The 22,804-nt window shown below is 60.9% G+C and carries 24 protein-coding genes and 1 pseudogene; 9 read left to right on the top strand and 16 right to left on the bottom strand.

Annotated features, from left to right (window positions below):
- Positions 1 to 11: 11 nt before the first annotated feature.
- Both JL05_RS21630 and JL05_RS21625 read left to right on the top strand, forming a co-directional pair.
- Positions 12 to 464: a (2Fe-2S)-binding protein gene (locus JL05_RS21630; RefSeq protein ID WP_033633817.1), complete on the top strand. Its 453-nt coding sequence runs from the start codon at positions 12 to 14 to the stop codon at positions 462 to 464.
- 2 nt (positions 465 to 466) lie between these two features.
- Positions 467 to 2,710 (top strand): xanthine dehydrogenase family protein molybdopterin-binding subunit, encoded by a 2,244-nt coding sequence (locus JL05_RS21625; RefSeq protein WP_033633816.1) that lies wholly within the window; start codon positions 467 to 469, stop codon positions 2,708 to 2,710.
- A gap of 38 nt (positions 2,711 to 2,748) precedes the next feature.
- Here JL05_RS21625 and JL05_RS21620 read toward each other — a convergent pair whose 3' ends face one another.
- From JL05_RS21620 to lsrK, 6 genes and pseudogenes are all read right to left on the bottom strand, one after another.
- Positions 2,749 to 3,051, bottom strand: coding sequence for a hypothetical protein (locus JL05_RS21620; protein ID WP_004939584.1), 303 nt, complete (start codon positions 3,049 to 3,051; stop codon positions 2,749 to 2,751).
- Positions 3,048 to 3,683: a division plane positioning ATPase MipZ gene (locus JL05_RS21615; protein ID WP_015377071.1), complete on the bottom strand. Its 636-nt coding sequence runs from the start codon at positions 3,681 to 3,683 to the stop codon at positions 3,048 to 3,050. Before JL05_RS21615 ends, JL05_RS21620 begins: the two co-directional genes overlap by 4 nt.
- Positions 3,684 to 3,954: 271 nt before the next feature.
- Positions 3,955 to 4,296 carry an HNH nuclease YajD gene (gene yajD, locus JL05_RS21610; protein ID WP_004939576.1) on the bottom strand — a complete coding sequence of 114 codons (342 nt, stop codon included), beginning with the start codon at positions 4,294 to 4,296 and terminating at the stop codon, positions 3,955 to 3,957.
- Positions 4,297 to 4,350: 54 nt separating this feature from the next.
- The gene (locus JL05_RS21605; RefSeq protein ID WP_033633814.1) at positions 4,351 to 5,268 is read right to left on the bottom strand and encodes a LysR family transcriptional regulator; all 918 of its coding nucleotides are present in this window, start codon (positions 5,266 to 5,268) and stop codon (positions 4,351 to 4,353) included.
- 60 nt (positions 5,269 to 5,328) lie between these two features.
- Positions 5,329 to 6,513: an MFS transporter gene (locus tag JL05_RS21600; RefSeq protein ID WP_033633813.1), complete on the bottom strand. Its 1,185-nt coding sequence runs from the start codon at positions 6,511 to 6,513 to the stop codon at positions 5,329 to 5,331.
- A 220-nt stretch (positions 6,514 to 6,733) separates the two neighbouring features.
- A pseudogene (lsrK, locus tag JL05_RS21595) lies at positions 6,734 to 8,298 on the bottom strand (autoinducer-2 kinase).
- A 193-nt stretch (positions 8,299 to 8,491) separates the two neighbouring features.
- Here lsrK and lsrG point away from each other — a divergent pair.
- The 3 genes from lsrG to JL05_RS21580 all read left to right on the top strand — a co-directional run bounded on the left by lsrG (position 8,492) and on the right by JL05_RS21580 (position 10,452).
- Positions 8,492 to 8,785, top strand: coding sequence for a (4S)-4-hydroxy-5-phosphonooxypentane-2,3-dione isomerase (gene lsrG / locus JL05_RS21590; RefSeq protein ID WP_004939559.1), 294 nt, complete (start codon positions 8,492 to 8,494; stop codon positions 8,783 to 8,785).
- A gap of 87 nt (positions 8,786 to 8,872) precedes the next feature.
- Positions 8,873 to 9,778 carry an EamA family transporter gene (locus tag JL05_RS21585; protein ID WP_033633812.1) on the top strand — a complete coding sequence of 302 codons (906 nt, stop codon included), beginning with the start codon at positions 8,873 to 8,875 and terminating at the stop codon, positions 9,776 to 9,778.
- Between the two features lie 83 nt (positions 9,779 to 9,861).
- Complete coding sequence (locus JL05_RS21580; RefSeq protein WP_033633811.1) at positions 9,862 to 10,452, top strand: LysE family translocator; 591 nt, start codon at positions 9,862 to 9,864, stop codon at positions 10,450 to 10,452.
- Here JL05_RS21580 and JL05_RS21575 read toward each other — a convergent pair.
- A complete protein-coding gene (locus JL05_RS21575) occupies positions 10,428 to 11,255 on the bottom strand; it encodes an AraC family transcriptional regulator (protein WP_033633810.1) in 828 nt (275 codons plus the stop codon). The genes JL05_RS21580 and JL05_RS21575 overlap by 25 nt on opposite strands.
- Before the next feature lie 69 nt (positions 11,256 to 11,324).
- Here JL05_RS21575 and JL05_RS21570 point away from each other — a divergent pair, with 69 nt between their 5' ends.
- Entirely contained in the window at positions 11,325 to 11,543 is a 219-nt protein-coding gene (locus JL05_RS21570) for a DUF7661 family protein (RefSeq protein ID WP_033633809.1), read from the top strand.
- 8 nt (positions 11,544 to 11,551) lie between these two features.
- Here JL05_RS21570 and JL05_RS21565 read toward each other — a convergent pair whose 3' ends face one another.
- Both JL05_RS21565 and amyA read right to left on the bottom strand, forming a co-directional pair.
- A complete protein-coding gene (locus JL05_RS21565; protein WP_015377080.1) occupies positions 11,552 to 12,400 on the bottom strand; it encodes a PA4780 family RIO1-like protein kinase in 849 nt (282 codons plus the stop codon).
- A 120-nt stretch (positions 12,401 to 12,520) separates the two neighbouring features.
- Positions 12,521 to 14,011, bottom strand: a complete 1,491-nt coding sequence (gene amyA, locus JL05_RS21560; protein ID WP_033633808.1) for an alpha-amylase — start codon at positions 14,009 to 14,011, stop codon at positions 12,521 to 12,523.
- A 500-nt stretch (positions 14,012 to 14,511) separates the two neighbouring features.
- On the opposite strand from amyA, the gene JL05_RS21555 reads away from it, so the two are divergent.
- Positions 14,512 to 15,417: a bifunctional helix-turn-helix transcriptional regulator/GNAT family N-acetyltransferase gene (locus JL05_RS21555; protein WP_033633807.1), complete on the top strand. Its 906-nt coding sequence runs from the start codon at positions 14,512 to 14,514 to the stop codon at positions 15,415 to 15,417.
- Positions 15,418 to 15,501: 84 nt separating this feature from the next.
- Entirely contained in the window at positions 15,502 to 16,800 is a 1,299-nt protein-coding gene (locus tag JL05_RS21550) for an SLC13 family permease (RefSeq protein ID WP_033633806.1), read from the top strand.
- Here the strand turns inward: JL05_RS21550 and dapF are convergent.
- The 3 genes from dapF to bhsA (JL05_RS21535) form a co-directional block, all read right to left on the bottom strand.
- On the bottom strand, positions 16,775 to 17,650 hold the full coding sequence (dapF, locus tag JL05_RS21545) for a diaminopimelate epimerase (RefSeq protein WP_033633805.1): 876 nt from the start codon (positions 17,648 to 17,650) through the stop codon (positions 16,775 to 16,777). The genes JL05_RS21550 and dapF overlap by 26 nt on opposite strands.
- A gap of 113 nt (positions 17,651 to 17,763) precedes the next feature.
- Positions 17,764 to 18,021: a multiple stress resistance protein BhsA gene (bhsA, locus tag JL05_RS21540; RefSeq protein WP_004939517.1), complete on the bottom strand. Its 258-nt coding sequence runs from the start codon at positions 18,019 to 18,021 to the stop codon at positions 17,764 to 17,766.
- Positions 18,022 to 18,214: 193 nt separating this feature from the next.
- Positions 18,215 to 18,472, bottom strand: coding sequence for a multiple stress resistance protein BhsA (gene bhsA / locus JL05_RS21535; protein WP_015377085.1), 258 nt, complete (start codon positions 18,470 to 18,472; stop codon positions 18,215 to 18,217).
- Between the two features lie 175 nt (positions 18,473 to 18,647).
- Between bhsA (JL05_RS21535) and JL05_RS21530 the strand changes: the two genes are divergently transcribed.
- On the top strand, positions 18,648 to 19,292 hold the full coding sequence (locus tag JL05_RS21530; RefSeq protein ID WP_004939509.1) for a TetR/AcrR family transcriptional regulator: 645 nt from the start codon (positions 18,648 to 18,650) through the stop codon (positions 19,290 to 19,292).
- A gap of 35 nt (positions 19,293 to 19,327) precedes the next feature.
- Here the strand turns inward: JL05_RS21530 and JL05_RS21525 are convergent, their stop codons facing one another.
- The 4 genes from JL05_RS21525 to JL05_RS21510 all read right to left on the bottom strand — a co-directional run bounded on the left by JL05_RS21525 (position 19,328) and on the right by JL05_RS21510 (position 22,697).
- Positions 19,328 to 20,146 carry a MetQ/NlpA family ABC transporter substrate-binding protein gene (locus JL05_RS21525; protein WP_004939506.1) on the bottom strand — a complete coding sequence of 273 codons (819 nt, stop codon included), beginning with the start codon at positions 20,144 to 20,146 and terminating at the stop codon, positions 19,328 to 19,330.
- 19 nt (positions 20,147 to 20,165) lie between these two features.
- Complete coding sequence (locus tag JL05_RS21520) at positions 20,166 to 20,834, bottom strand: methionine ABC transporter permease (RefSeq protein ID WP_004939505.1); 669 nt, start codon at positions 20,832 to 20,834, stop codon at positions 20,166 to 20,168.
- Entirely contained in the window at positions 20,827 to 21,852 is a 1,026-nt protein-coding gene (locus tag JL05_RS21515; protein ID WP_033633804.1) for a methionine ABC transporter ATP-binding protein, read from the bottom strand. The genes JL05_RS21520 and JL05_RS21515 overlap by 8 nt, the downstream gene beginning before the upstream one ends.
- Before the next feature lie 401 nt (positions 21,853 to 22,253).
- Positions 22,254 to 22,697 (bottom strand): acetyltransferase, encoded by a 444-nt coding sequence (locus JL05_RS21510; RefSeq protein WP_004939500.1) that lies wholly within the window; start codon positions 22,695 to 22,697, stop codon positions 22,254 to 22,256.
- Positions 22,698 to 22,804: the final 107 nt, after the last annotated feature.

Below are 22,804 nucleotides of genomic sequence, written 5' to 3'. Positions count from 1 at the left end.
GAGAGGATGGCATGAAGTTCAATCTGAACGGCCAGGCGGTCGAATTTAACGGCGAGCCGGATACGCCGCTGCTATGGGTGATCCGAGAACATTTTAAGTTGACCGGCACCAAGTTCGGCTGCGGTATCGGCGCCTGTGGCGCCTGTACGGTACATGTCGACGGTAAGGCAGTGCGTTCATGTTGCTATCCGCTGCAATTGGTACGCGACCGGCAGGTGACCACTATCGAAGGGTTGTCCACCGATCGCAGTCATCCGGTGCAGCAGGCCTGGATTGCGGAGGACGTGCCGCAGTGCGGCTACTGCCAATCAGGCATGATCATGGCGGTCAGCGCGCTGCTGGCGGAACACCCGAGGCCGGACGATCGACAGATAGATACGGGCCTGACCAATCTGTGCCGCTGCGCCACTTACCACCGTATCCGTGCGGCGGTGCACCGCGCCGCCGACAAGGGAGAACCCTGAGTATGGCGATCACCCGCAGAACCTTGTTAAAAGGCAGCACGTTGGCAGTGGCCGCCATGCTGCTGCCGATATCGACGCGCAGCCTGGCGGCCGTGGTTTCACAGGACGCGGCGCCACCGGACGGTCAGTACGAATTGAACGATTGGATCTGGATCGATCGCGGTGGCCGCATCGTCATCGGCGTGTCGCAATGTGAGGTCGGGCAGGGGATTTACACCGGCCTGGCCGAAGTGGTGGCGGCGGAGATGGATGCCGATTGGGCACAGGTGACGGTGAAATTCGTCACCGGGCGTGATGCTTACCGTCAGGTTGCCGGGGGCGAGGCTTTCGCGCAATTTGTCGCCGCTTCAACCTCAATGACCAAATTTTATCAGCGCACCCGGCTGGCCGGTGCACAGGCGAGAGATTTCTTTCTGCGCGCCGGCGCAAAACATTTCGCGCTTTCACCGCAGCAGTGCCGCACGGAGAAAGGCTGGGTGCTTGAGGAGGGCGGGCAGCGCAAGGTCGCCTATGGCGATCTGGTGCGCTATGCCGCCGAGCTGCCGTTGGATCCGCAGCCTGCTTTAAAGAGCGAAGCGCAAGAGCAAGAGAGTTTCATCGGCAAGCCGCTGTTGCGGGTCGATACGCCGGAGAAAGTGGACGGCAGTGCGATTTACGGTATCGATATCGATCTGCCGGAGATGCTGATCGGCGTCCCCTGGATGGTGCCCGACCTCAGCGGAAAGCTGGTCGCCGTGCGTAATGAACGGCAGATTCGGGCCATGCCGGGCGTGGTGGATCTGGTGCTGACCCGGCAGTGGTCGATGAACAACATGGTCGGATTGGATCACGATATGTCACTCAATACGGTGATCGTGGTGGCGGCGAGCTACTGGCAGGCCAAAAAGGCGGCGGATTTGCTGGAGGTCGACTGGCTGCCGGGCGCAGGGCAAGCGCTGACCGGCAGCGCGATTGCGGCGGAGAATCTGGCGATGCTGGACGGCGATACCTTGGTGCCGGCGGTCGATCGCGGCGAGGCGTCGGCGTTGATTCATAACGCTGAGCAGGATTCGCGCCTGCATGAGGCGCGTTACAGCGCGCCCTATGTGGCGCATGCCACCCTGGAGCCTTGCAACGCCACCAGCCATTATGAAGAGGGCCGTATCGAAACCTGGGGCCCTTTCCAGGGGCAGGACATGGTGCGCAACGTTCTGGCGAAAATGTTCGGGCTGAAGCCGACGGATGTGGTGGTGAATACGACCTACCTGGGGGGCAGCTTTGGGCGCAAATATCTGCCGGATGCCGTGATGCATGCTACCGCCGCCTCCCGGGCGGTGGGGAAACCGGTCAAAGTGATCTATCCGCGCGAGATCGACATGCGGCATGAATACTATCGTCCGGCCTGCATCAGCCATTATCGGGCGCTGTTGGATGAAAACGGCTACCCGCAGGCACTGTGGGCGCGCTATGCCGGGCAGTCGCTCTTCTGGCAAATGCGGCGCGAAACGGTACACGAGGCCGGGGGATGGGATGAAAGTATGGTGGAGTGCGTTTACAGCACGCCGTATTGCATCCCTCATCTGAAAGTGGAGGCCGGCATCGTCGAACAACCGATTTCCCTGAGCTATCTGCGCGGCGTCGGCAGCGTCGCCAGCCTATTCTTTTTGGAAAGCTTTATCAGCGAACTCAGCCATAAGGCCAACCGGGACGAGTACCAGTATCGGCGGCATCTGTTGCAGGACACCCCGGAAGCGTTGCGCGTACTGGACGCCACCGCGGCGGCGTCTGGTTGGCAGCATGAACCGCCGCCGGGCGTTTATCGCGGGATGTCGTGCAATATTTGGGTTGGCCGCAATAACGCTTTCACCACTTACGTCTGTTTGGTGGTTGAAATCGCCATTCAAGAGGGGCGACTGCGGGTGCTCCGCGCGATATGCGCGATTGACTGCGGCAAGGTGATAAACCCGAACCTGGTGCGCGCCAACGTAGAGGGCGGCATCGGCTTTGCGCTGACCACCTGTCTGCACAGCGAACTGCATTTTGAACGGGGCGGCGTGGTGGAAGGGAATTTCGATCGTTATCCGCTGCTCGCGATCGCCGAAATGCCCAAGGTGGAAGTGGTGGTGCTCGACAGCGCGCGTGCGCCGCAGGGATGCGGGGAAGTGTCGACTGCGGTGGTCGCTCCGGCGATGGCCAGCGCGCTGCATAAGGCCACAGGCAAAACCTATCGTACTATGCCGTTCCCGCGCCAGTTTTCATCCGTTTAACGGCCCGCCGGCGTAGTCAGCCGGCGGCTGCCGTGCGGTCAGAGTTTTTTCAGCAATGCCAGCAGCTGCGTTTCGCTTTTCTCCGCCAGCCCGTCGATGGCGAGCTTGATGATGTCGGAGCGGGTGATGCGCACGATGCCGTTGCGCGCCGCCTGCACGATCACCTCATCGATGGCTTCGATGTGATTGTCCGTCAGGCTGACGGAAATCGCCTTATAGGTGCGCTTGCGGCCGGCCGGCTTGGCTTCCGGCGCGGGCGCCGCAACCGGCAACGTATGCGAGGTGGCGCTGTTGATGAATTCGTCTTCCGACATGCGGTGGGTGGGGGTGCGCTTCTTCACAGGATCACCTCTTTCACCAGGCATTCGATCTCGGCCTGCGCCTTTTCGTTGTTCGCCTCATGCACGGTGATGGCTTCGCCCCAGGCGTCGCGGTAAATTTTGCGATCGCACAGGCGGTGGCTCACCAGGGTGAACTCCGGGTATTCGCTCAGCACCTGCGCCGCTTCGTTGGCTTCATTAATGAAGATATTGGTCGGGCACATGTTCAGCACGATGTAGCCTTTGACCTTCTCGTTATATTCCTGCGCGGTGGAGAACATCTCCGACAGGTAGCCGATGGTGTCGAGATCCATCTGCGAAGGGCGCAGCGGCGAGAGGAACAGATCGGCGGCCAGCAGGCCTGAGCGCAGTTCGGCGCTGTCGCGGCCGGCGGTGTCGACGATCACGTAGTCGTAATGGCGATCTAGCTCCAGCAGCGTTTCCTTGATTTTGCCCGACGCGGCCACCACCGGAATGTGCGGCAGTCCCTCGACGTTCTGACGGTCGTTGTACCAGGTCATGATCGATTTCTGGTCGTCGGCATCGACGATGATCGCCGTCTTGCCTTGCTTAAGAATCAGATACCCGGCGATATTCACCGCTTTCGTCGACTTGCCGACACCGCCTTTTTGCGAGCCAATCAGAACAATCATGCTGCCATCTCTCAAGTTATTAAGCAGGTAACTTATTAAGTTAATGTGCTTATTAGGTTGATAATCAAACAGGTTAACAAGAACAACTCGCGAACAATATGCACCAACTGCGGCGGCTTGCCAAGCCAGTATGTCGTTAACTGTGCAGCTTATTTTGCGCTGGATGGCCCGGATGGGTAAGTAGGAATTCTCTGGGAAGTGGCGATGCGGAGGGGGATTTTATTAATTTAACAGCTTAATAAGTTAGTAGCTCATTAAGCTGTTGTCGACATTATTTCTTCATCATCGCCTTCAGGTTGGCGAACGGGTTGTGGGTGGCGACGCCGATATCTTTTTGCGCATCTTCACCGGCCACCACCGTCGAACCGTATTGATCGGCCTCGGTGTATTTCGAGTGTTCGTGGTCGTGGCAATACAGGCACAGCATTTCCCAGTTGCTGCCGTCTTCCGGGTTGTTACTGTGATCGTGATCGATATGGTGCACCGTCAGCTCGCGCAGGTTGGAATAAACGAATTCGCGTGAGCAGCGCCCACACACCCAGGGGAACAGTTTCAGCGCTTTTTCGCGGTAGCCGGTTTCCAGCTTCGCATAGTTTTTGGGGATATAGGCCATGGTGGTTGTCCGTCGGGAATCAATATGCGGCCAATAATACCACAGTGCGTGCGGCTACAACGTGCGGCTCATCTTGCCGCTGTCAAAAGTCTCCACCGCCCAGTCGATGAACGCCCGCAGCTTGCCGCTGAGGTGGCGATTGGACGGGTAGACCACGTACATCTGCTCCGGCGGCGGCTGCCAGTCGTGCAGCAGGCTGATCAGCTCGCCGCGCTCGAGGTGTGGCTGCGCCATAAACCGATAAATCTGGATGATGCCTAATCCGGCCAGGCTCGCCGCCAGCAGCGCGTTGCCTTCATTGATGCTGACCGGGTAGCGCTGCTGGATGGCGATCTCTTTGCCGCGCTCGACATAGCGTTGCGGATGGATGCGGTCGTTGACCGGATGGCGGTAGTGCACCATCGGAAAGCCCTGTTCCAGATCGCACGGGTGGCGCGGAGTGCCGTGGCGCGCCAGATAGGCCGGGGTGGCGCAACTGACCCAGTCCAGATCGAACAGACGCCGGGCGATCAGGCTGGAGTCGGCCAATGGGCCGCTGCGGATCACGCAGTCGGCGCTGTCGCTGATCAGATCGATAACGCGATCGCCGATGCTGAGATCGATTTGGATTTGCGGGTAGCGTTCCAAAAAGCCGGGCAGCGCCGGCAACAGCAGTTGGCGAGCGGTGCCGCTGCCGGTGTCGATGCGCAGCACGCCCTGCGGAGAACTTTGCGACTCGGTCAGGCAGCCTTCCATCTGCTCCAAATCCGCCAGCCATTTCACCGTATTTTGGTAATAGCATTCGCCTTCGCGGGTGACCGACACGCTGCGAGTGGTGCGCTGAAACAGCTTGGTCTGCAGGTGATCCTCCAGATTTTGGATCAGCTTGGTGACCGTCGCTTTCGGCATGCCCAGCGAATCGGCGGTGCGGGTAAAGCCGCCGGTTTCCACCACGCGGTTAAATACCCGGATAGCGAGCAAATGATGGTCCATAGGATTCTCAACGCCATGCCCCGGCGGTGACCGGGGCATGTTTCTGCAGATAGATAATGATTAACACTGTTTAGCGCCAATCGCGCCGGAGCGCAAGCTGAGGCCGAACACCAGCGTGGCGGAGAGGATCAGCGCGCCGCCGAACAGCATGGCGCTGCTGACGCCCTGCCAGTCCACCACCTCGCCGCCCAGCAGCGCGCCGGAGGCCAGCGCGATCTGGATGACGCACACCAACAGCGCCTGGCCGGCTTCCGGCGCCTGCGGCACCGCGGCGAACATCCAGTTGGTGGCGCACACCGGGACGGCGCCAAAGGCCAGCCCCCACACCAGCACCATCAGCGTGGCGCCGGCGAGGCCGCTGAGCAGCGGCGAAACGATCAAAATGCCCGCCAGCATGGCGGCGATCAGAATAAAGGTGGCGCGCAGGCTGTATTCCCCCAGACGCTCGCCGAGGAAAGTGCCCAGCAGGCCGATGGCGCCATAGGCCAACAGCTGCAGCGAGATCGCCGACGGGCTGAGCACGAACACCTGCTGCAGCAGGGGCCGCAGATAGGTGTAGGCGGCGAAGTGGCCGATGAACAACAGCACGATGGCGATCAGGCCGATGCGCGCCATCGGCAGGCGCAGCGGCAGTACCAGATCGCGCGGCGTGACCGGCCGGGACGGTGGCACCGAGGTCAGCAAACGCAGCTGCGCCAACAGTACGCCGACCGCCAGCGCCGCACCGCCGAAGAAGGCGGCGCGCCAGCCAAACAGATCGCCGATCAGCGCCCCGGCCGGCACGCCGCACACCGCGCCGACCGAGATGCCGCTGAGGATCAGCGCGGTGGCGCGGCCCTGGCTGGCTTCCGGCACCAGATGGCGGCCGTAGTTGGCGGCGAACGACCAGAAGCCGCCGACGCAGATGCCCAGCAGCACGCGGCCCAGCAGCATCATCGGGAAGTTGACGGCCAGCGCCGCCACCAGGTTGGACACCATCAGCAGCAGCGACAGCCCCAGCATCAGCAGGCGTCTGTCCAGCCGGCCGGAAGCCAGGCTCAATACCGGTGCGGCCACCGCCGCCACGATGCCGGGCATGGTGACCATCAGCCCGGCGGTGCCGGTGCTGACACCGAGCGAAGGGGCGATGTTGGTCAGCAGGCCGATCGGCAGAAACTCGGTGGTGACCATGACAAAACAGGCGACCGTCAGCGAGAAGATCGCCGGCCACGGGGATGATGCAGGGTTATCTTTATTATTCAGCATAATGCCGCTCGTCTCAGGTGAATGCGCAGGCCGCGCGCGGGGCGCGGTGTGACCGAAGTCACAATCTACGGCAGGTGCAAGTCGCGGATAAATCCATCTGCGGTGGTTACACTGTTTCTGAGGGGAAACAATCGCGGCAGTGAGTTAAAGCGCGGCTTGCGCCGCGCCGAGGGGAAAGGAATAAAACGGCATAAGGTTATGACCGAATGCCGCGTGGCGCTTACAGCCCCGGCGCTTTCCACAGCGAGGTGGTCAGGCCGTTGTCCACCAGCGTCAACTGATCGGCGTAGACCCGCCGCCAGGTTTCTTTCTGTTCCTGATACAGCGCGTGGTGGGTCATGTCCGGCTGATGCTCGCGCTCCCAGCGCACCAGGCGCTCGCCGGTTTCGGCCAGCGATGCATACAGCCCGGCGCCGACGCCGGCGGCGATCGCGCAGCCCAGCGCGGTGGCCTCTTTCACCACCGGCACCCGCACCGTCAGCCCGGTGACGTCGCTGAGGATTTGGCTCCACAGCTTGCCCTTGGCCCGCCGCCGGCGAACACCAGCGAACGGGCCTGCACGCCGGAGAAGGCGGCGATCTGTTCCAGATTGCAGGCGGAGACGATGGCGGCATTCTCCTCCAGCGCGCGAAACAGCGTCTGTTTGTTGCAGCGCTCCGGGTCGATCGACATGTTGATGAACGACGGCGCCGCGTGATACCAGGTTTTGAAATGCATGGCGTCGGAGAAAATCGGCATCACGCCGTAGGCGCCCGGCGGCACTCTGGCCGCCATCTCTTCCAGCAGGCTGTAGGCGTCGACCCCCAGCCGCTCCGCCAGCAGTTTTTCTTCCGCGCAGAAGGCGTCGCGGAACCAGCGCATGGTCAGGCCGGTAAAGAAGCTGATGGATTCCGCCTGCGCCATGCCGGGAATGACGTGGGGGTTGATGCGGATGTTCATCTCCGGATCGATGGCCGGCTCCGGCAGGTTGACGATTTGCTGCCAGAAGGTGCCGCCGAGCACCGCCGTCTGCCCGGCGCGCACGATGCCGAGCCCCAGGCTGCCGAGCTGCACGTCGCCGCCGCCCATCACCACCGGGGTGCCGCGCAGCAGCCCGCTCTCCTGCGCCGCCTGTTCGGTGACGCGCCCCAGCACGCTGCCGGTCTCTTTCACCGGCGACAGAATATCGGCGCGCAGGCCGGCCATGTCGAGCAATGCCGGCCGCCAATCGCGGCTGGTCAGATCCAGCATGCCGGTAGTGCCGGCGTTGGAAGGATCGACCGCCAGTTCGCCGCTCAGCATGTTGGCCAGCCAGTCGCTGATCATGGTCAGCGTCGCCGCCTGGCGGTAGATGTCCGGCCGATGGTGCGCCAGCCACAGCAGACGCGGCATGGCGCTCAGCGCCAGCGTCTGGCCGGAGTGCTGGTACACCTCGCGTTCGAAGCCGTGGTTGTGCAGCTCTTTCAGCTCGCTGACTTCGTGGCTGGCGCGTGCGTCGACGTTGGCGCAGGCCCAGATCGGCACGCCGTTGCGGTCGTACAGCACGATGCCTTCACGCATCGAGCAGCAGGCCACCGCGCGGATCGCCTGAGCGCTCAATCCTGCACGTTGCATCGCCTGGCGGATGCACTGGCAGGCCAGCTGCCAGTTGCGGCTGAGGTCAAACTCCATCGAGCCGGGCACGCCCGGCACCGCGAGGTGTTGCCACTCCGCCTGGCCGTGCGCGATCTGGTTACCCGCCAGATCGAAGATCACCGCGCGAATGCTGCCCGTTCCTGCGTCCAGCGCCATCAAGTAGTTATCCATAGCCTATGCTCTCAGGGGGAGGAATGTTAACTATAGATGCCGCCGCCTTACCCCGCCGGGGGAGGAGTGGGCGTCGCCGACGCGATTTGTGAGCCAGGCGGCAAAATTGCCGTTGCGGCAGGGCAATCGACGGGAATAAACCTATGGTTGGAAAGCGCCATGTTACGGCGCGCCGTTTAAACAAGGAGTTGCCATGCACGTCACATTGGTTGAGATCAACGTTAAACAAGACAAAATCGACGAATTTATCGATGTTTTCCGCGCCAATCACCTGGGCGCGATCGAAGAGCCGGGCAACCTGCGCTTCGATGTGCTGCAGGATGAACAGATCCCGACGCGGTTTTACATCTACGAAGCCTATCGCGACGAGCAGGCGGTGGCGGCGCACAAGCAGACCCCGCACTACCTGCAGTGCGTGGAGAAGCTGGAAGCGCTGATGACCGGCCCGCGCAAGAAGACCACCTTTATCGGCCTGATGCCGGAATAATCGCCGGCGTTTGCCGGTGTCCATGCGCCCGGTTTGGTTGTAACCTGCAAGGCAAAGCGAATTTTCAATGGGATAAGCGGGGCGAGGATGACATTGCGCGATCGGCTGTTGGCGCTGTTGGTGGTGGTGATCTGGGGCGTGAATTTCGTCGTGATCAAGTTCGGTTTACAGGGTATGCCGCCGTTTCTGCTGGCCGGGATGCGTTTTTTGCTGGTGGCGTTGCCGGCGATCTTCTTTATCCCGCGCCCGACTATTCCGTGGAGATGGCTGCTGCTGTACGGCATGACCATGAGCTTCGCGCAGTTCGCGTTTTTGTTCGTCGCCATCAAGGTGGGCATGCCGGCGGGGCTGGCCTCGCTGGTGCTGCAGGCGCAGGTGTTCTTCACCCTGCTGTTGGGCGTTGTGCTGATGGGCGAAAAGCTGCGGATCAACCATTTCGTCGGCATCGCTATCGCCAGCGGCGGCATGCTGGTGCTGGCGCAGGCCAGCCTGCATAAGCCGGGCAGCGGCGCGGTCCCCCTGGCGGGCCTGCTGTTGACGCTGGCGGCGGCGTTTTCCTGGGCGCTGGGAAACCTGACCAACAAGAAGATCCTGGCCGGTTTCCCGCAGCGTAATATCTTATCGCTGGTGGTGTGGAGCGCGCCGATCCCGGTCGTGCCGTTCCTGGCCTGCAGCTGGCTGTTCGACGGCCCTGAGGTGGTGCTGAGCAGCCTGAGCCATGTGCAGGTTGGCACCTGGCTGGCGGTGGCCTATCTGGCGTTCGCCGCCACGCTGTTCGGTTATTCGGTGTGGGGCAGCCTGCTGGGGCGCTATGAAACCTGGCGCGTTGCGCCGCTGACGCTGCTGGTGCCGCTGGTCGGGCTGTTCGCCGCCTGGCTGCTGCTGGACGAAGCGTTGTCGCCGGCGCAGTTCGGCGGCGCATTGCTGGTGCTGGCCGGCATGGCGGTCAACACCTTCGGGCTGCCGCGCCGCCGGGCCGTCGCCGTGCGCTAAACCGAATAGGGTAATTCTGTTCAATACGCTGTCGGCGGCGGTCGGCATTCTGGCGCCTGTGAATATTTTCTCAGGTGTCCATCATGAATATCTACCTTTCCATGGCCGCGTTTGCGCTGGCGGCCTCCATCACTCCCGGCCCGGTCAACATCGTCGCATTGAGCGCCGGGGCGCAATTCGGCTTTGGCGCGACCCAGCGCCATGTGTTTGGCGCCACGCTGGGGTTTACCCTGTTGCTGGTGCTGTTGGGATTGGGCATGCACCAACTGCTGATCCTGTGGCCGGGGCTGACCCGCTTGATCCAGTGGGCCGGCGTGGCCTTTCTGCTGTTTATGGCCTATCGGCTGGCGTTTGACGATGGCAGGCTGGGCAACGGCGCGGCGCAAGCGCCTTCCTGCTGGTACGGCGCGCTGATGCAATGGCTGAATCCCAAGGCATGGCTGGCGTCGGTGGCCAGCCTCGGCGCCTTTGTCGGCGATGGCGACATGCTGTTGCTATGGCAGTTCGCCGGGCTCTACTTCGTGATTTGCTATGCCTCGGTAGCCTGCTGGGCCTATGTCGGCGCGATGCTGCGCGGCCTGTTCGGGCAGGCGCGCAACGTACAGCGCTTTAATCGCGCGATGGCGGCGTTGCTGGCGGCCAGCGCTTGCTATCTGTTGGCGGAGGGTTTTTGATACTGGCCGGGCGTGGCGGCCAACAGCTGTTTGAAGGTGCGCTGAAAGTGCGCCTGATCGGCAAAGCCGCTTTCGCTGGCGGCCGCGGCGATCGGCAGGCCGCTTTTCAATAGCCGATGGCCGTGCTGTACGCGGCGGTTGACCAGATAGGCGTGCGGCGTCATGCCGTAACGCTGGCGGAAGGCGCGGATCAGGTAAGAAGGGGAGAGCGCGGCGGCGCGGCAAATGTCGTCCAGCGTCAGCGGCCGGGTGCAGTGCGCGTCGATAAACGCCGCCGCCGTCTCCAGCCGGGTATGTGGCGGCGTCTCCGGCTGGCGGACATCGCCCAGCCCGAGCTGCAGGGCGCTGAAATACTCCACCATGGCGATCTGTTTTTCCAGCGCGCTGCACAGCGGATCCGTCAGCAGCGCATAAAGCCGGTTCAGCCCGTGGAACAGCGCCGGATCGCGGCTGAGCGGCTGGCTGAACGGAACAAAACGGTCGCCCTCACCGCCGAGCAGCTCCTGCTGCAGCGCGCCGAGCCAGGCGAGATCGAGATAGAACATGACGTACGACCAACGGCGATCGGCGATGGGGTTGCAGGCGTGTGCCTGCTGCGGGTTGATGACAACCAGATCGCCGGCGCTGACCTGCATGCGTCGTTCGCCGTTGACATAGGTGCTGACGCCGCCGGTGATGGCGCCGATGGAAAAGAATTCGTGGCTGTGCAGGCTGTAGCACACCTGGCGGCCATCCGCGATGGCGCGGGCTTCGACGAACGGCAACTGCGGATCGCGCCAGAACTGCGGCGTTTTTTCACTCATACGCTTTCCTTTTCACTGCGGCGGCATCACAGTGTTATAGCCTGAAAGCGACGAGTGGGGGAATGGCGGATGATGATTTTTAACGTGTTCGGCCGTCTGCTGGGCGTGAAGCGCATCGGGGGCGAATGGCGGCTGTTCCGCGTGACGCTGCCGGAGCGCAAATATGCTCCCAGCTACGATATCGTGCTGCCGGCGGATCTGCGCGAAGAGGAGATCGCCGGCTATCTGGGGGATATTTATCACGAGGCCGCGACGCCGCAGCGGCCGGAGGTGTTTCGCGTCGAATAGCGCGGGCGTTACTCTTCCGTATTGCGCGCCATGAGGCGGCGCTGGTGTTCCTCGCTGGCGGCCTGGATTTCTTCCAGCACCGAGCCGACGTCGGCGCGCTTCTGGATTTCGTTGAATCGGCCGCTGAGGGCGCTGTCCGGCGTCAGGTTGCCTTCCTGATACAGCGCCCAAATCTCTTTGGCGTATTGGCTGTCGCGCAGTTCCGGCGCGAACTGGCCGTAATATTCGGCCAGATTGCCGATATCGCGCTCGAACATGCTTTTGGCGTGGTTGTTGGCGGCGGCGTCCACCACCTGCGGCAGATCGATGATCACCGGTCCGTCTTTATCCATCAGCACGTTGAATTCCGACAGGTCGCCGTGCACCAGCCCGGCGCACAGCATGCGCACCGCGTAGTTCATCATCAGGGCGTGATCGGCGCGCGCCTGTTCCGGCGTCAGGATGACATCGCTCAGGCGCGGCGCCACCAGGCCTTCTTCGTCGGTGATCAGCTCCATCAGCAGCACGCCGTCCAGGCAGATATCCGGCTGCGGCACCCGCACCCCGGCCTTGGCCAGCAGATACAGCGCGTCCACTTCGGTGTTTTGCCAGGCTTCTTCCTGCTGCTGGCGGCCGAATTTGGAGCCTTTGCTCATGGCGCGCGCGTCGCGGCTGTTGCGCACCTTGCGCCCTTCCTGATAGTGGACGGCCTGCTTGAAGTTGCGCTTCTCGGCCTCTTTGTACACTTTGGCGCAGCGGATCTCATCGCCGCAGCGCACGATAAACACGTCGGCTTCTTTGCCGCTTTTCAACCGGCGGATTACGTCGTCGATTAACCCGTCATCCACCAGCGGCTGGAGTCGTTTTGGAATTTTCATGCAGCCTTGTACCCTATTTAGGCTCCGGTGTGAATGGCTTGCGCAGTTGATAGCGTAAGTTAGACCCGAAAGGCAAACATTAGTTTTGCCGCCGCGTCATCATTACGCGGCGGCGGGCGCTCAGAGGCTGGCGGCCGGCACCCAGACGCTGACGCTGCCGGCGTTAACCGGGAAATGGGCGCTGCCCTGGTCGTCGGCGGTGATTTCCTCCGGGCGGTTGCCGAGGAAATCGCGCCAGGCGGTGTGCGCGAGATCGGCGCCGAGCGTAACCGTCTTGCCGCTCTCGCCGCCGTTGGTCAGCACCACCACGCAGCCGGGAGCCTCGGCAGTGCCGGCGCGGCTGAAGGCCACGCAGTGGCTGTCGTCGAAGTAGTCGGTTTGCGGGCCGTTGGCGAAGCGCTGGCGGGCGGCAATCAGCTTCTCCAGTTCCGGGATCGCCGGCATGTCGATCTGGTATTCGCCGCCGTCGCGCCCCTTGTCGCGGTAGCTGGCGCCATACAGGTCGGGGTAAAACACGCAGGGCACGCCCTGTTCGCGCAGCAGGATCAGCGCGTAGGCCAGCGGTTTGAACCAGGGTTCCACCGGCGCTTCCAGCGATTGCAGCGGCTGGGTATCGTGGTTGGCGACCAGCGTCACCGCGTGGGCCGGATCGGCGGCGGTCAGGGTATCGGTGAAGATCTGCGCCATGTCGAAGCCGTCGCCCTGCTTCGACGCCTGATGAAACTTCAGGTGCAGCGCCACGTCGAACAGCATCACCTTGCCGTCCACCAACTCGATGTATTGTTGCAGCGCGCCGAGATCGTGCGACCAGTATTCAGCAACGATAAACAGGTCGCGTTGCGCGCTGCCGCGCACGTGATCCGCCCACTCTTTGAAGAACCAGGCGGGAATGTGTTTGGCGGCGTCGAGGCGGAAGCCGTCGCACGGCAAGGTTTCCAACAGCCAGCGCGCCCAGTATTTGAGTTCCTCCGTCACGGCGGCGTTGCGGAACTCCACGTCGGCGCCCATCAGATAGTCGTAGTTGCCTTTCTCGTCGTCGACCTGATCGTTCCAACCGTCGTCGCCATAGTCGTTGGCGATTTTGAACACCCCTTTGTCGTCCGGCTGCTCAACATAGTCGACGCCGCTGAAGCATTTGTAATCCCAGATAAATTCGGAATGCACGCCCTGGCGGCCGGGGAAGGTGAAGCGGGTGTAGGCCAGCGCGTCGAAGCCCTGATCGTCGATGTCGTTGCGGTTGTTGGCGTCCACCTTGAACACGTGCACCCGTTCTTTCTCGTCCGCGCCGAGCTTGTGGTTGAACACCACATCGTAAATCACGCCCACGCCGTGTTCGCGCAGCGTATTGGCGGCGTGTTCCAGCGCCGCCTTGTCGCCGTATTTGGTCGCCACGCTGCCTTTCTGGTCAAACTCGCCCAGATCGAACAGATCGTAAGTATCGTAGCCGACGGAGTAGCCGCCGGAAGCGCCCTTGCAGGCGGGCGGCAGCCACAGATCGGTGATGCCCAGTTCGGCCAGGTGCGGGGCGCGCTCGGCGGCCTCCTGCCACAGTTTGCCGCCGTCGGGGTAGTACCAGTGGAAGAATTGCAGCAGGGTGGTTTTTTTCGTCATGAGCCAGCGTCCCGGTTAGCCAGAAGGAGAGAAGCAGTTAAAGCATGGGCTACTTTTGGCAAAAGGGACAATGGCGCAGGGAAGCGCGCGAAGGCAGGCGTAAATATGTAACCGACGTTGACGAGGTAGCGCTTGAGTTGTTGCTATCAAGTTTTTACGTTTTAAATATTATCTTTTAAATTTCAAATAGATATTTGTTTTATTTTTTGTTTTACCCACTTTTGCCGTTTTTATGCTCACTTTTATTGGGTTTTTATTTCAGCCTTAAATCTTAATATGATTTTTAATTTTATTAATTTGTTTTTAGTTAGATTTAAATGCTGTTGCATGAAATATTTTGACATATTCAGGTGCCGGATTGGTTATTAATTCGCAATTGTTTATGCGTTATCGTTATGTTTAAAATTAGATAACACTATCAACCAATAACCCATCCAACGTAGCCTGAAGGTGGGAGAACAGGGGAGCATAACGCCGTGAACATCAGGGATTTCAGAGCATTGGCGCGCAGTTTGGTCAGAGAATTCGGCATGTTGAACAAGCAGAGCAACGGCTCGCGCTTTTCGCCGCTGCAGATCCATCTGATGATCGAAGTCAGCGAGCAGCCGCTGGGCGTCACTGAACTGGCGGCCCGGCTTTGCATCGACAAGGCCAGCGCCAGCCGGGCGCTGCGCAGCCTGGTGGCCGCCGGCGTGATAGAAACGGTGGATCATCCTGATGACAAGCGGCACAACCTGCATCGGCTGAGTAAGCAGGGCGGCAAGACGCTGGCCGGCATCGAGAGCGACGCCGACGGTTTTATGCAGGCGGCGCTGGCGCAGTTGGACGACGATGAGCTGGCGAGCACCACCGCGGCGATGAAAAAGATGACCGCGGCGCTGCGCAGCGCGCGCAAACAGCGCGACGCCAATCTGCGGGTGCGGCCGATCGCCGAGCGCGACGATGCGGCGATGGCGGCGATCATTCGCGACGTGTTTCGCGAGTACGGCATGGACAAAATGGAAGGGGTCAGTCTGCACGATCCGGATCTCGATCGGCTGACCGGTCTGTATCGCGACAACGGCGGCCACTACTGGGTGCTGGAGCGGGACGGACAGGTGGTGGGGGGCGTCGGCATGGCGCCGCTGGCCGGCGAAGAGCCCGGCTATTGCGAGCTGCAAAAACTGTTTTTCAAACCCGGCGCGCGCGGGTTGGGCATGGCGCGCCATATGGTGGTGCAGGCGCTGAAGGCGGCGCGGGCGGCGGGGTATCGCTACTGCTACCTGGAAACCACCGAACAGTTGAAAGAGGCGATCGGGTTGTACTATGCGCTGGGGTTCACGCTGTTGACGGAACGGCGCGGCAATACCGGCCACCACGGCTGCAACGTATGCATGCTGAAAAATCTCCAGAGCGACGATATGTGAGCGGTTTCAAGGTTAGCGCCCGCGCCTTGTGTCACCCTGTTAACCGTTTGATAACAATCACAACGTTTTATCAGGGAGGAAACTATGTTGGGGGATCCGATGGCGCTGCCCGCGCTGGTCACGCTGGTGGTCATCGCGCTATGGGCCAGCGCCCGCTTGCCGGAGTATGTGGTCGCGCTGCTATTCTTTACGGCGGTGATGGTCTTGCAGCTGGCGCCCGCCGCGGTGACCTTTTCCGGTTTCGCGTCTTCCGCATTCTGGCTGGTGCTCAGCGGTTTCGTGCTGGGCTCCGCCATCCGCAGCACCGGTTTGGCGGATCGCCTGGCCAACCGACTCTTGCCGCATCTGGCCGGTTCCTGGCCGCGCCTGGTGGGCGGCGTGGTGGCGATAAGCTACGCGCTGGCGTTTGTCATGCCTTCCAATATGGGGCGGATTACGCTGCTGATGCCGATCGTTATGGCGTTGGCCGAGCGCGCCGGCCTGGCGGAAGGCTCGCGCGGCCGCATCGGTTTGGCGCTGGCGGTGGGGTTCGGCACCTTCCAGCTCTCCGCCAGCATCCTGCCGGCCAACGTACCCAATCTGGTGATGAGCGGCGCGGCGGAAAGCGCCTATGGCAGCCACTTCGCTTATCTTTCTTACCTGCTGCTGCACGCCCCGGTACTCGGGGTAGCCAAAGGCGCGCTGCTGACGCTGTGCATCTGCGGCCTGTTCCGTGCGCGGCCGCAGCCGGTGGCGGCCGAGGCGGCGCAAACCCCGCTCAGCGCCGCCGAATGGCGGCTGATCGCGCTGTTGGGCGCCACGGTGCTGTTGTGGATGACCGACAGCTGGCACGGCATCGCTCCCGCCTGGATAGGGTTGGCGGCAGCCTGCTTCTGCCTGCTGCCGCGCATCGGTTTTCTCAACGGCGAGCAGTTCGCCGCCGGGGTTAACGTGCGCACCTGTATCTACGTGGCGGGGATCCTGGGGCTGACCGCATTGGTCAGCCACTCGGGGCTCGGCGATCGGTTGGGCGGCGCGCTGCTGGCGATGATGCCGGATCTGCACGGCAAGCCGTTCGCTGCGTTCGGTTCTCTGGTGGGGATCACCGCACTGTTGAATTTCGTGGTGACCGCCAACGGCGTGCCGGCGCTGTTTACCCCGCTGGCGCAGGCGTTGTCCGCAGGCAGCGGCTTGCCGCTGCTGACGGTGCTGATGACCCAGGTGATCGGTTACGCCACGCCGCTGCTGCCGTATCAGGCTTCGCCGATCGTGGTGGCGATGGGGATGGGCAAAGTGCCGGCGCGTGAAGGGTTGAAGCTGTGTCTGCTGTTGGCCGCGCTCAGCTTCGCACTGCTGGTGCCGTTGGACTATCTGTGGTTCAGGCTGCTGGGGTGGATCCCGTAAACAGCCCTGCGCCGCCGGCGAAACAATCTTCGTCCAGCGTCAGAGTGGCGATTTTATGCACCGGTCCGCGCATGCTGACCTGAAAATCGCCGCTGAAGGCGATCTGCAGCTCGCCGCCTGGCATCCGCACGCTAACCCGATCGCCGACTCGTCCCAACTTGCGCATCACGCTGGCGGCGGCGCAGCTGCTGCTGCCGGAGGCGAGGGTAAAACCGGCGCCGCGCTCCCAGATGCCGATGCGCAGCGTCTGGCGATCGACCACTTCCACCAGTTGTACATTGGTGCGTTTCGGGAACAGCGGATGGCGTTCAATCTGCGGTCCGAGCCGATGCACCTGCGCCAGATCCAGTTTTTCCACCGGCACCACGCAGTGCGGGTTGCCCATCGACACCAGCGAAACGCTTAACGTCTCCTCCCTCAGGGGCAGCGGATAGTTCAGCGCCTCCGGCAGATCGATCAACGCCGGCAGCGCCGCCGGGCTGAAATTGGCGCGCCCCATTTCCACCGTTATCTGATGCGCGTCTTGCGCCACCTGGCAGCGCACGTCGCCGCCGGCGGTGTGCACCAAAAACGGTTGATGGCCCACGCGGCCGCTGTCAAACAGATAGCGCGCGTAGATGCGCAGGCCGTTGCCGCTCTTCTCCGCTTCGGAACCGTCCGGGTTGATGATGCGCAGGGTGGGATTGACGGCGTCGCCGCTGTCGATCAGCAGGCCGTCGGAACCGATGCCGTAATGCGGGTGGCACAGCAGACGGATCTGTTCATGGCTCAGCCGATCGGCGACCGAACGGTGGCATACCAGGTAGTCGTTGCCCAGACCGTGATATTTGTGGAACAGCAGGGGAGTCATGGCGTTGCTCGGCTCAGCGGAAAAAGGTCGCTACAGCTTACAACAGAACGTTGGCGTTAAAGCAAACAAAAGGCGGCCTGAGCCGCCCTTTTGCACGATTGCCGATCCGGCCATTAATTGTAGATGATCGCGGTGCCGTGCAGTTTATTGTCACCGGTAGTGGCGATGATCTGGAAGGATTTTGCGCCCGCCGCATCGGCTTTGGCCGCCAGTTTGTTTTCCAGGCTGCTCAGGTCGGACGCGCCGCTGACGGTGACGACGCCGGCTTTTTGCAGGTCGGCGGGTTGTGCGTTAACCAGTTCGGCGGCGAAGCTGCCGAAGGAGACGGAAGCCAGTGCGATGGCGGCGATGGTCATTTTCAGGTTTTTCATGGTCTTATTTCCTATCTTTGTTCTTTACGATGTTTGTTTTGTAAGGTCGTTAAATTAATTAACGATCGATAATTTAATGTTAGATGCCGGTTTGACGGATTGCAAGTATTTTTTTAATGCTCGTTAATTAATTTTTTTTGACGCCCTGGCGTCGGGAGCACAACTTATCGCGATCCGCTGGTTTAATCCCTTGTTATTGATAGATTTCTGCGGTGCCGTGCAGCTGGTTGTTACCGCCGGCGCCGATGATACGGAAGGATTTTGCACCGGCCTGATCGGCTTTGGCGGCCAGGCTGCTTTCCAGCGAGGTCAGATCGGATGCGCCGCTGACGGTGATGACGCCCACTTTCTGCTGGTCAGCCGGTTGGTTCTGGACCAAATCAGCGGCGAAGCTGCCGAAGGAAATGCTGGCCAGAGTGAGGGCTGCTAAGGTTAATTTTAAGTTTTTCATAATGTTAATTCCTTTCCGATAACGGTGAATAGAGGGGTTTAATCCGCTTCGCTAAATTATCTTAACGATCGATAACTAAATGCTAATCGGTTCTCGACGAGGGCGCAATATTTTTTTATAATGATCGTTAAGTTATTTGTGCTAACCCTGCTGTGGAGCGGGACAGGAGAGAATGATGAGCATCAATGAAGAGGTCTGCGGCAAAAAGAGCCGTGGCAGGCCGAAACAATTTGATCGCGACCGGGCGCTGGAAAGCGCGCTCGATCTGTTCTGGCGGCACGGCTATGAAGCCACCTCGCTGGCCGATCTGGTGGAAGTGACCGGCGCCAAAGCGCCGACGCTGTATGCGGAATTCGGCAACAAGGAAGGGATGTTCCGCGCGGCGGTGGAACGCTATCTGCAAAAATACACCACCTGCACCAACCAACTGTTGGAACAGGCGTTGCCGGTAGCCGAGATCGTCGAGGCCTACGTGCGTTCTTCCGTCGAAGTGTTTACCGATCCCGATACGCCGTCAGGTTGTTTTATGGTGTGCGCCTCGGCCGCGCTGTCGTCCGCGTCCGACGACGTCGCCCAGATGCTGCGCAAAAAACATCATGCCCAGGAAGCGGCGCTGAAAGCCTGTTTCGATCGCAAGGTGCAGCAGGGTGAACTGCTGGCGAAGACCGACACCGCGCTGCTGGCGAAATACGTCATTTGCACCATTGAAGGCATGTCGGTGCAGGCGCGCGAAGGGGCAAGCCGCAGCGATCTGCTGCGGTTGCTGGAGGCGTTGATGCTGGTGTGGCCGCGGCTCAGCCAGATTGGCAATAAGGTGTGACAACCGGCCCGGCTTTTACCGGGCCGTTTAACCCATTACTGATTGACCGGGATCACCGCGCCCTGGTACTTCTCGCGGATAAAGTCCTGAATCGGTTTAGAGTGCAGCACTTTGACCAGCGCCACGATCTCCGGCTTGTTCACGTCGGCTTTGTGCACGGTGATGATGTTGGCGTACGGGTTGTTTTCGCCGCTTTCGACCGCGATCGGATCCTTGGTCGGATTCAGCCCGGCGTCGATGGCGTAGTTGGCGTTGATCACCACCGCGTCGCCTTCGTTGTTGTTATACATCTGTGGCAGCAGCGCGCCCTCAACGTTGGCCTGGAACTTCAGGTGTTTCGGGTTTTCCACCACGTCGGTGATGCGCGCGTCCACTTTGCTCACCCCCGGCTTCAGCTTGATCACGCCTTCCCGTTCAAAAATAGACAGGATGCGGCCTTCTTCCGCCACCGCGTCGCGCATGATGATTTTGCCGTTTTCCGGCAGATCTTTCAGGCTCTTGTACTTCTTCGAGTAGATACCGATAGGCTCAATATGGATCGCGCCGGCGCTGACGAAGTCGTAGCTCTTGTCGTCGGCGTGGTCTTTCAGCACCGAGTTCAGGTAAGGCACATGCTGGAAATAGTTGGCGTCAATGTCATGGCTGGCCAGCGCAGTGTTCGGCAGGATGTAGTCCTGGAAGCGCTTGATCTGCAGATCGATGCCTTCTTTTGCCAGTATCGGTTTAGCCTGTTCGAGGATCTCGGCGTGCGGCACGTTGGAGGCGCCGACCACCAGCTTGGTCGCCGCGGCGGCGCCAAAAGAAGCCAGAGTGGCGACGGAGGCGAAAGCCAACATCAGTAGGTGCTTTTTCATCATCGTTTTCCTTGGTTAATTAACGTTTATCGAGCGTTCTTGTCAGGGTGTCGCCAATGAACTGAATGACGAAAACGATCAGCAGGATCGTCAGCGTCGCCACCAGCGTCACGTCACTGTGGTTGCGTTGGAAGCCTTCCAGATAGGCCAGGTTGCCCAGGCCGCCGGCGCCGATCACCCCGGCCATCGCGGTGTAGCTCACCAGCGCGATCAGGGTGACGGTGATGCCGGAAACCAGCGCCGGCGAGCTTTCCGGCAGCAATACGCGGAAAATCAGGGTGCGGTTTTTGGCGCCCATCGAGCGCGCCGCTTCGATCACTCCTTTGTCGACCTCGCGCAGCGCGATCTCCACCAGCCGGGCATAGAACGGCGCCGCGCCGACGATCAGCGCCGGCAGGGCCGCATCCGCGCCGAGAATGGTGCCGATAAGCGACTTGGTGAACGGGATCAGCAGCACGATCAGAATGATGAACGGAATGGAGCGGAAGACGTTGACCAACACGGAGATCAGCGAGTAGACCGCCCGGTTCTGCAACAGCTGGCCCTTCGAGGTTAAAAACAGCAGCACGCCGAGCACGATGCCCAGCACCAGCGTGGCCAAACCGGCGATGCCGGTCATGTACAGCGTTTCCCAGGTGGCGTCCCACAGTTGGTCCAGACGCAGGTGGGGGAACAGGGATTCAATCATGTTGGATAACCTCGACGGCGATGTCTCTTTCGTTCAGCAACTTGAGCATGTCGGCGACTTGTTGTTCGTTGCCTTCGGCGTGGATGTACAGTTCGCCGAACGAACCGTTGAGGGTGTGGCTGATCTTGCCGTGCAGAATGTTGACGGTCAGGGCGTAGCGCCGGATCACTTCAGAAATCACCGCCTGATGGGTTTGCACGCCGACGAAGGTCAACTTGAAAATCGCCCCCGGCAGGTGGGCGGTGAGCTGCGGGTTGAAGCTCTCTTCGGTGTCCGCATACTGCGACACCTGTTTGACGAACTGCCGGGTGATCGGCTGCTGCGGCCGGGTGAACACGTCGAGCACCGGGCCTTCTTCGACGATGCGGCCGTTTTCCATCACCGCCACGCGGTGGCAGATTTTGCGCACCACGTGCATCTCGTGGGTGATCAGCACGATGGTCAATTTCAGCTGACGGTTGATGTCCAACAGCAGGTCGAGAATGGCGTCGGTGGTCTGCGGATCGAGCGCCGAGGTGGCCTCGTCGCACAGCAGCACGCTCGGGTTATTGGCCAGCGCGCGGGCGATGCCGACGCGCTGCTTTTGGCCGCCGCTGAGCTGCGACGGGTAGGCGTTTTCGCGCCCCTGCAGGCCGACCAGCGCGATCAGTTCCGCCACGCGCGGCGCAATCTGCGCCTTGGGCACGCCGGCGATCTGCATGGAAAACGCGATGTTCTGGCTGACGGTGCGCGACCACAGCAGATTGAAGTGCTGAAACACCATGCTGATTTTCAGCCGTGCCTGGCGCAGATGGCTGCCTTTGGCGCGGGCGATATCGAAGCCGCCGACGTCGATGCGGCCGCTGGTGGGCGTTTCCAGGCCGTTGAGCAGGCGGATGAGGGTGCTTTTGCCGGCGCCGCTGTAGCCGATGATGCCGTAAATTTGCCCGGCCTCTACCGCCAGGCTGACGTTGTCTACCGCTACGACGCGGCCCTGTGTGCTGTCAAAAGTTTTGCAAACGTTCGAAAGAACGATCATAGCGAAGCGGATCCTTATCGATACATCACAGCATTCCGTCCAGAGCGCGGTGCGCCGGACAGAGATCGTTCGGCTTTTCGGCTGACGGAACCTCTGTTGCGGGTGAATACCGGGCAATCCTACCGAGGGTTGATAGTGACAGGAAGAATGTAAAATCTATTACTTATTCTGATTTGATATATAAGGCGGCGGGGGAGGCGGGGGAAGAAAACCGGCCGCAGGGCGGCCGTCGAGATTGATGACAAACCTTATACCCTTGCCGGGTTGGCAGAGAGCACCGAATAAAAAACAAGGAAAATCAAATTATTGATTTTCGGCTGATCACCACAAAGAGGGGAAAAACCACGCTTTTTCCCCTCTTTGTCAATAGACTGACCGGCCGCAGGGCGGCCGGCGGAGGGCTAGCGTTTGTCCAGCTTCATGTGCAGCAGCGGGAACGGGTTGCCCTGGCCGTCGAGCGGCGAGCGGCCGGTGATGACAAACCCGTAGTGGCGGTAGAAACCGCTGGCCTGCGGATTTTGCTCGTTCACGTCCAGCTGCAGCTCATCGTGCAGCGTTTCCGCGTGGGTCAACAGCGCTTTGCCCACGCCTTGGCCGCGCTGATCGGCGTCGATAAACAGCATCTCCACCTTGTTGCCGTTCAGGCCGATAAAGCCGCAGGGATGCCCCGGTCGGTCTTCGGCCACCCAAACGTTGACCGCCGGCAGGTAGTCGTTCAGCACCAGCGGGAACAGCTGCGCGATGTTGTCTTCGGTTAAAAAATGGTGGGTGGCGCGCACCGAACGCAGCCAGATATCTGCCAATTGCGCGTTGTCTTCCGCCGCGCGTGCTCTGATGGTAATCATCGAACTCTCTGCTATCTAAGTTGAAGGAAAAGAAACTAGATAGAGGTTTTGTGGGGTTAGTGCCGAATTAACGTGGGTTAACGCCCTGCAAAGCGCCTCTGCAGTGG

This window comes from Serratia nematodiphila DZ0503SBS1 (genome assembly GCF_000738675.1).
GTDB classification, from domain to species: domain Bacteria; phylum Pseudomonadota; class Gammaproteobacteria; order Enterobacterales; family Enterobacteriaceae; genus Serratia; species Serratia nematodiphila.
The sequence above is the reverse complement of the archived record's forward strand: the minus strand, read 5'-3'. Positions and strand labels throughout refer to the sequence as shown.

Coding starts and splice junctions, on each gene's coding strand:
- JL05_RS21630 (WP_033633817.1), top strand. CDS start 12: ATGAAGTTCAATCTGAACGGCCAGGCGGTCGAATTTAACGGCGAGCCG.
- JL05_RS21625 (WP_033633816.1), top strand. CDS start 467: ATGGCGATCACCCGCAGAACCTTGTTAAAAGGCAGCACGTTGGCAGTG.
- JL05_RS21615 (WP_015377071.1), bottom strand. CDS start 3,683: ATGATTGTTCTGATTGGCTCGCAAAAAGGCGGTGTCGGCAAGTCGACG.
- yajD (WP_004939576.1), bottom strand. CDS start 4,296: ATGGCCTATATCCCCAAAAACTATGCGAAGCTGGAAACCGGCTACCGC.
- JL05_RS21605 (WP_033633814.1), bottom strand. CDS start 5,268: ATGGACCATCATTTGCTCGCTATCCGGGTATTTAACCGCGTGGTGGAA.
- JL05_RS21600 (WP_033633813.1), bottom strand. CDS start 6,513: ATGCTGAATAATAAAGATAACCCTGCATCATCCCCGTGGCCGGCGATC.
- lsrG (WP_004939559.1), top strand. CDS start 8,492: ATGCACGTCACATTGGTTGAGATCAACGTTAAACAAGACAAAATCGAC.
- JL05_RS21585 (WP_033633812.1), top strand. CDS start 8,873: ATGACATTGCGCGATCGGCTGTTGGCGCTGTTGGTGGTGGTGATCTGG.
- JL05_RS21580 (WP_033633811.1), top strand. CDS start 9,862: ATGAATATCTACCTTTCCATGGCCGCGTTTGCGCTGGCGGCCTCCATC.
- JL05_RS21575 (WP_033633810.1), bottom strand. CDS start 11,255: ATGAGTGAAAAAACGCCGCAGTTCTGGCGCGATCCGCAGTTGCCGTTC.
- JL05_RS21570 (WP_033633809.1), top strand. CDS start 11,325: ATGATGATTTTTAACGTGTTCGGCCGTCTGCTGGGCGTGAAGCGCATC.
- JL05_RS21565 (WP_015377080.1), bottom strand. CDS start 12,400: ATGAAAATTCCAAAACGACTCCAGCCGCTGGTGGATGACGGGTTAATC.
- amyA (WP_033633808.1), bottom strand. CDS start 14,011: ATGACGAAAAAAACCACCCTGCTGCAATTCTTCCACTGGTACTACCCC.
- JL05_RS21550 (WP_033633806.1), top strand. CDS start 15,502: ATGTTGGGGGATCCGATGGCGCTGCCCGCGCTGGTCACGCTGGTGGTC.
- dapF (WP_033633805.1), bottom strand. CDS start 17,650: ATGACTCCCCTGCTGTTCCACAAATATCACGGTCTGGGCAACGACTAC.
- bhsA (WP_004939517.1), bottom strand. CDS start 18,021: ATGAAAAACCTGAAAATGACCATCGCCGCCATCGCACTGGCTTCCGTC.
- bhsA (WP_015377085.1), bottom strand. CDS start 18,472: ATGAAAAACTTAAAATTAACCTTAGCAGCCCTCACTCTGGCCAGCATT.
- JL05_RS21530 (WP_004939509.1), top strand. CDS start 18,648: ATGAGCATCAATGAAGAGGTCTGCGGCAAAAAGAGCCGTGGCAGGCCG.
- JL05_RS21525 (WP_004939506.1), bottom strand. CDS start 20,146: ATGAAAAAGCACCTACTGATGTTGGCTTTCGCCTCCGTCGCCACTCTG.
- JL05_RS21520 (WP_004939505.1), bottom strand. CDS start 20,834: ATGATTGAATCCCTGTTCCCCCACCTGCGTCTGGACCAACTGTGGGAC.
- JL05_RS21515 (WP_033633804.1), bottom strand. CDS start 21,852: ATGATCGTTCTTTCGAACGTTTGCAAAACTTTTGACAGCACACAGGGC.
- JL05_RS21510 (WP_004939500.1), bottom strand. CDS start 22,697: ATGATTACCATCAGAGCACGCGCGGCGGAAGACAACGCGCAATTGGCA.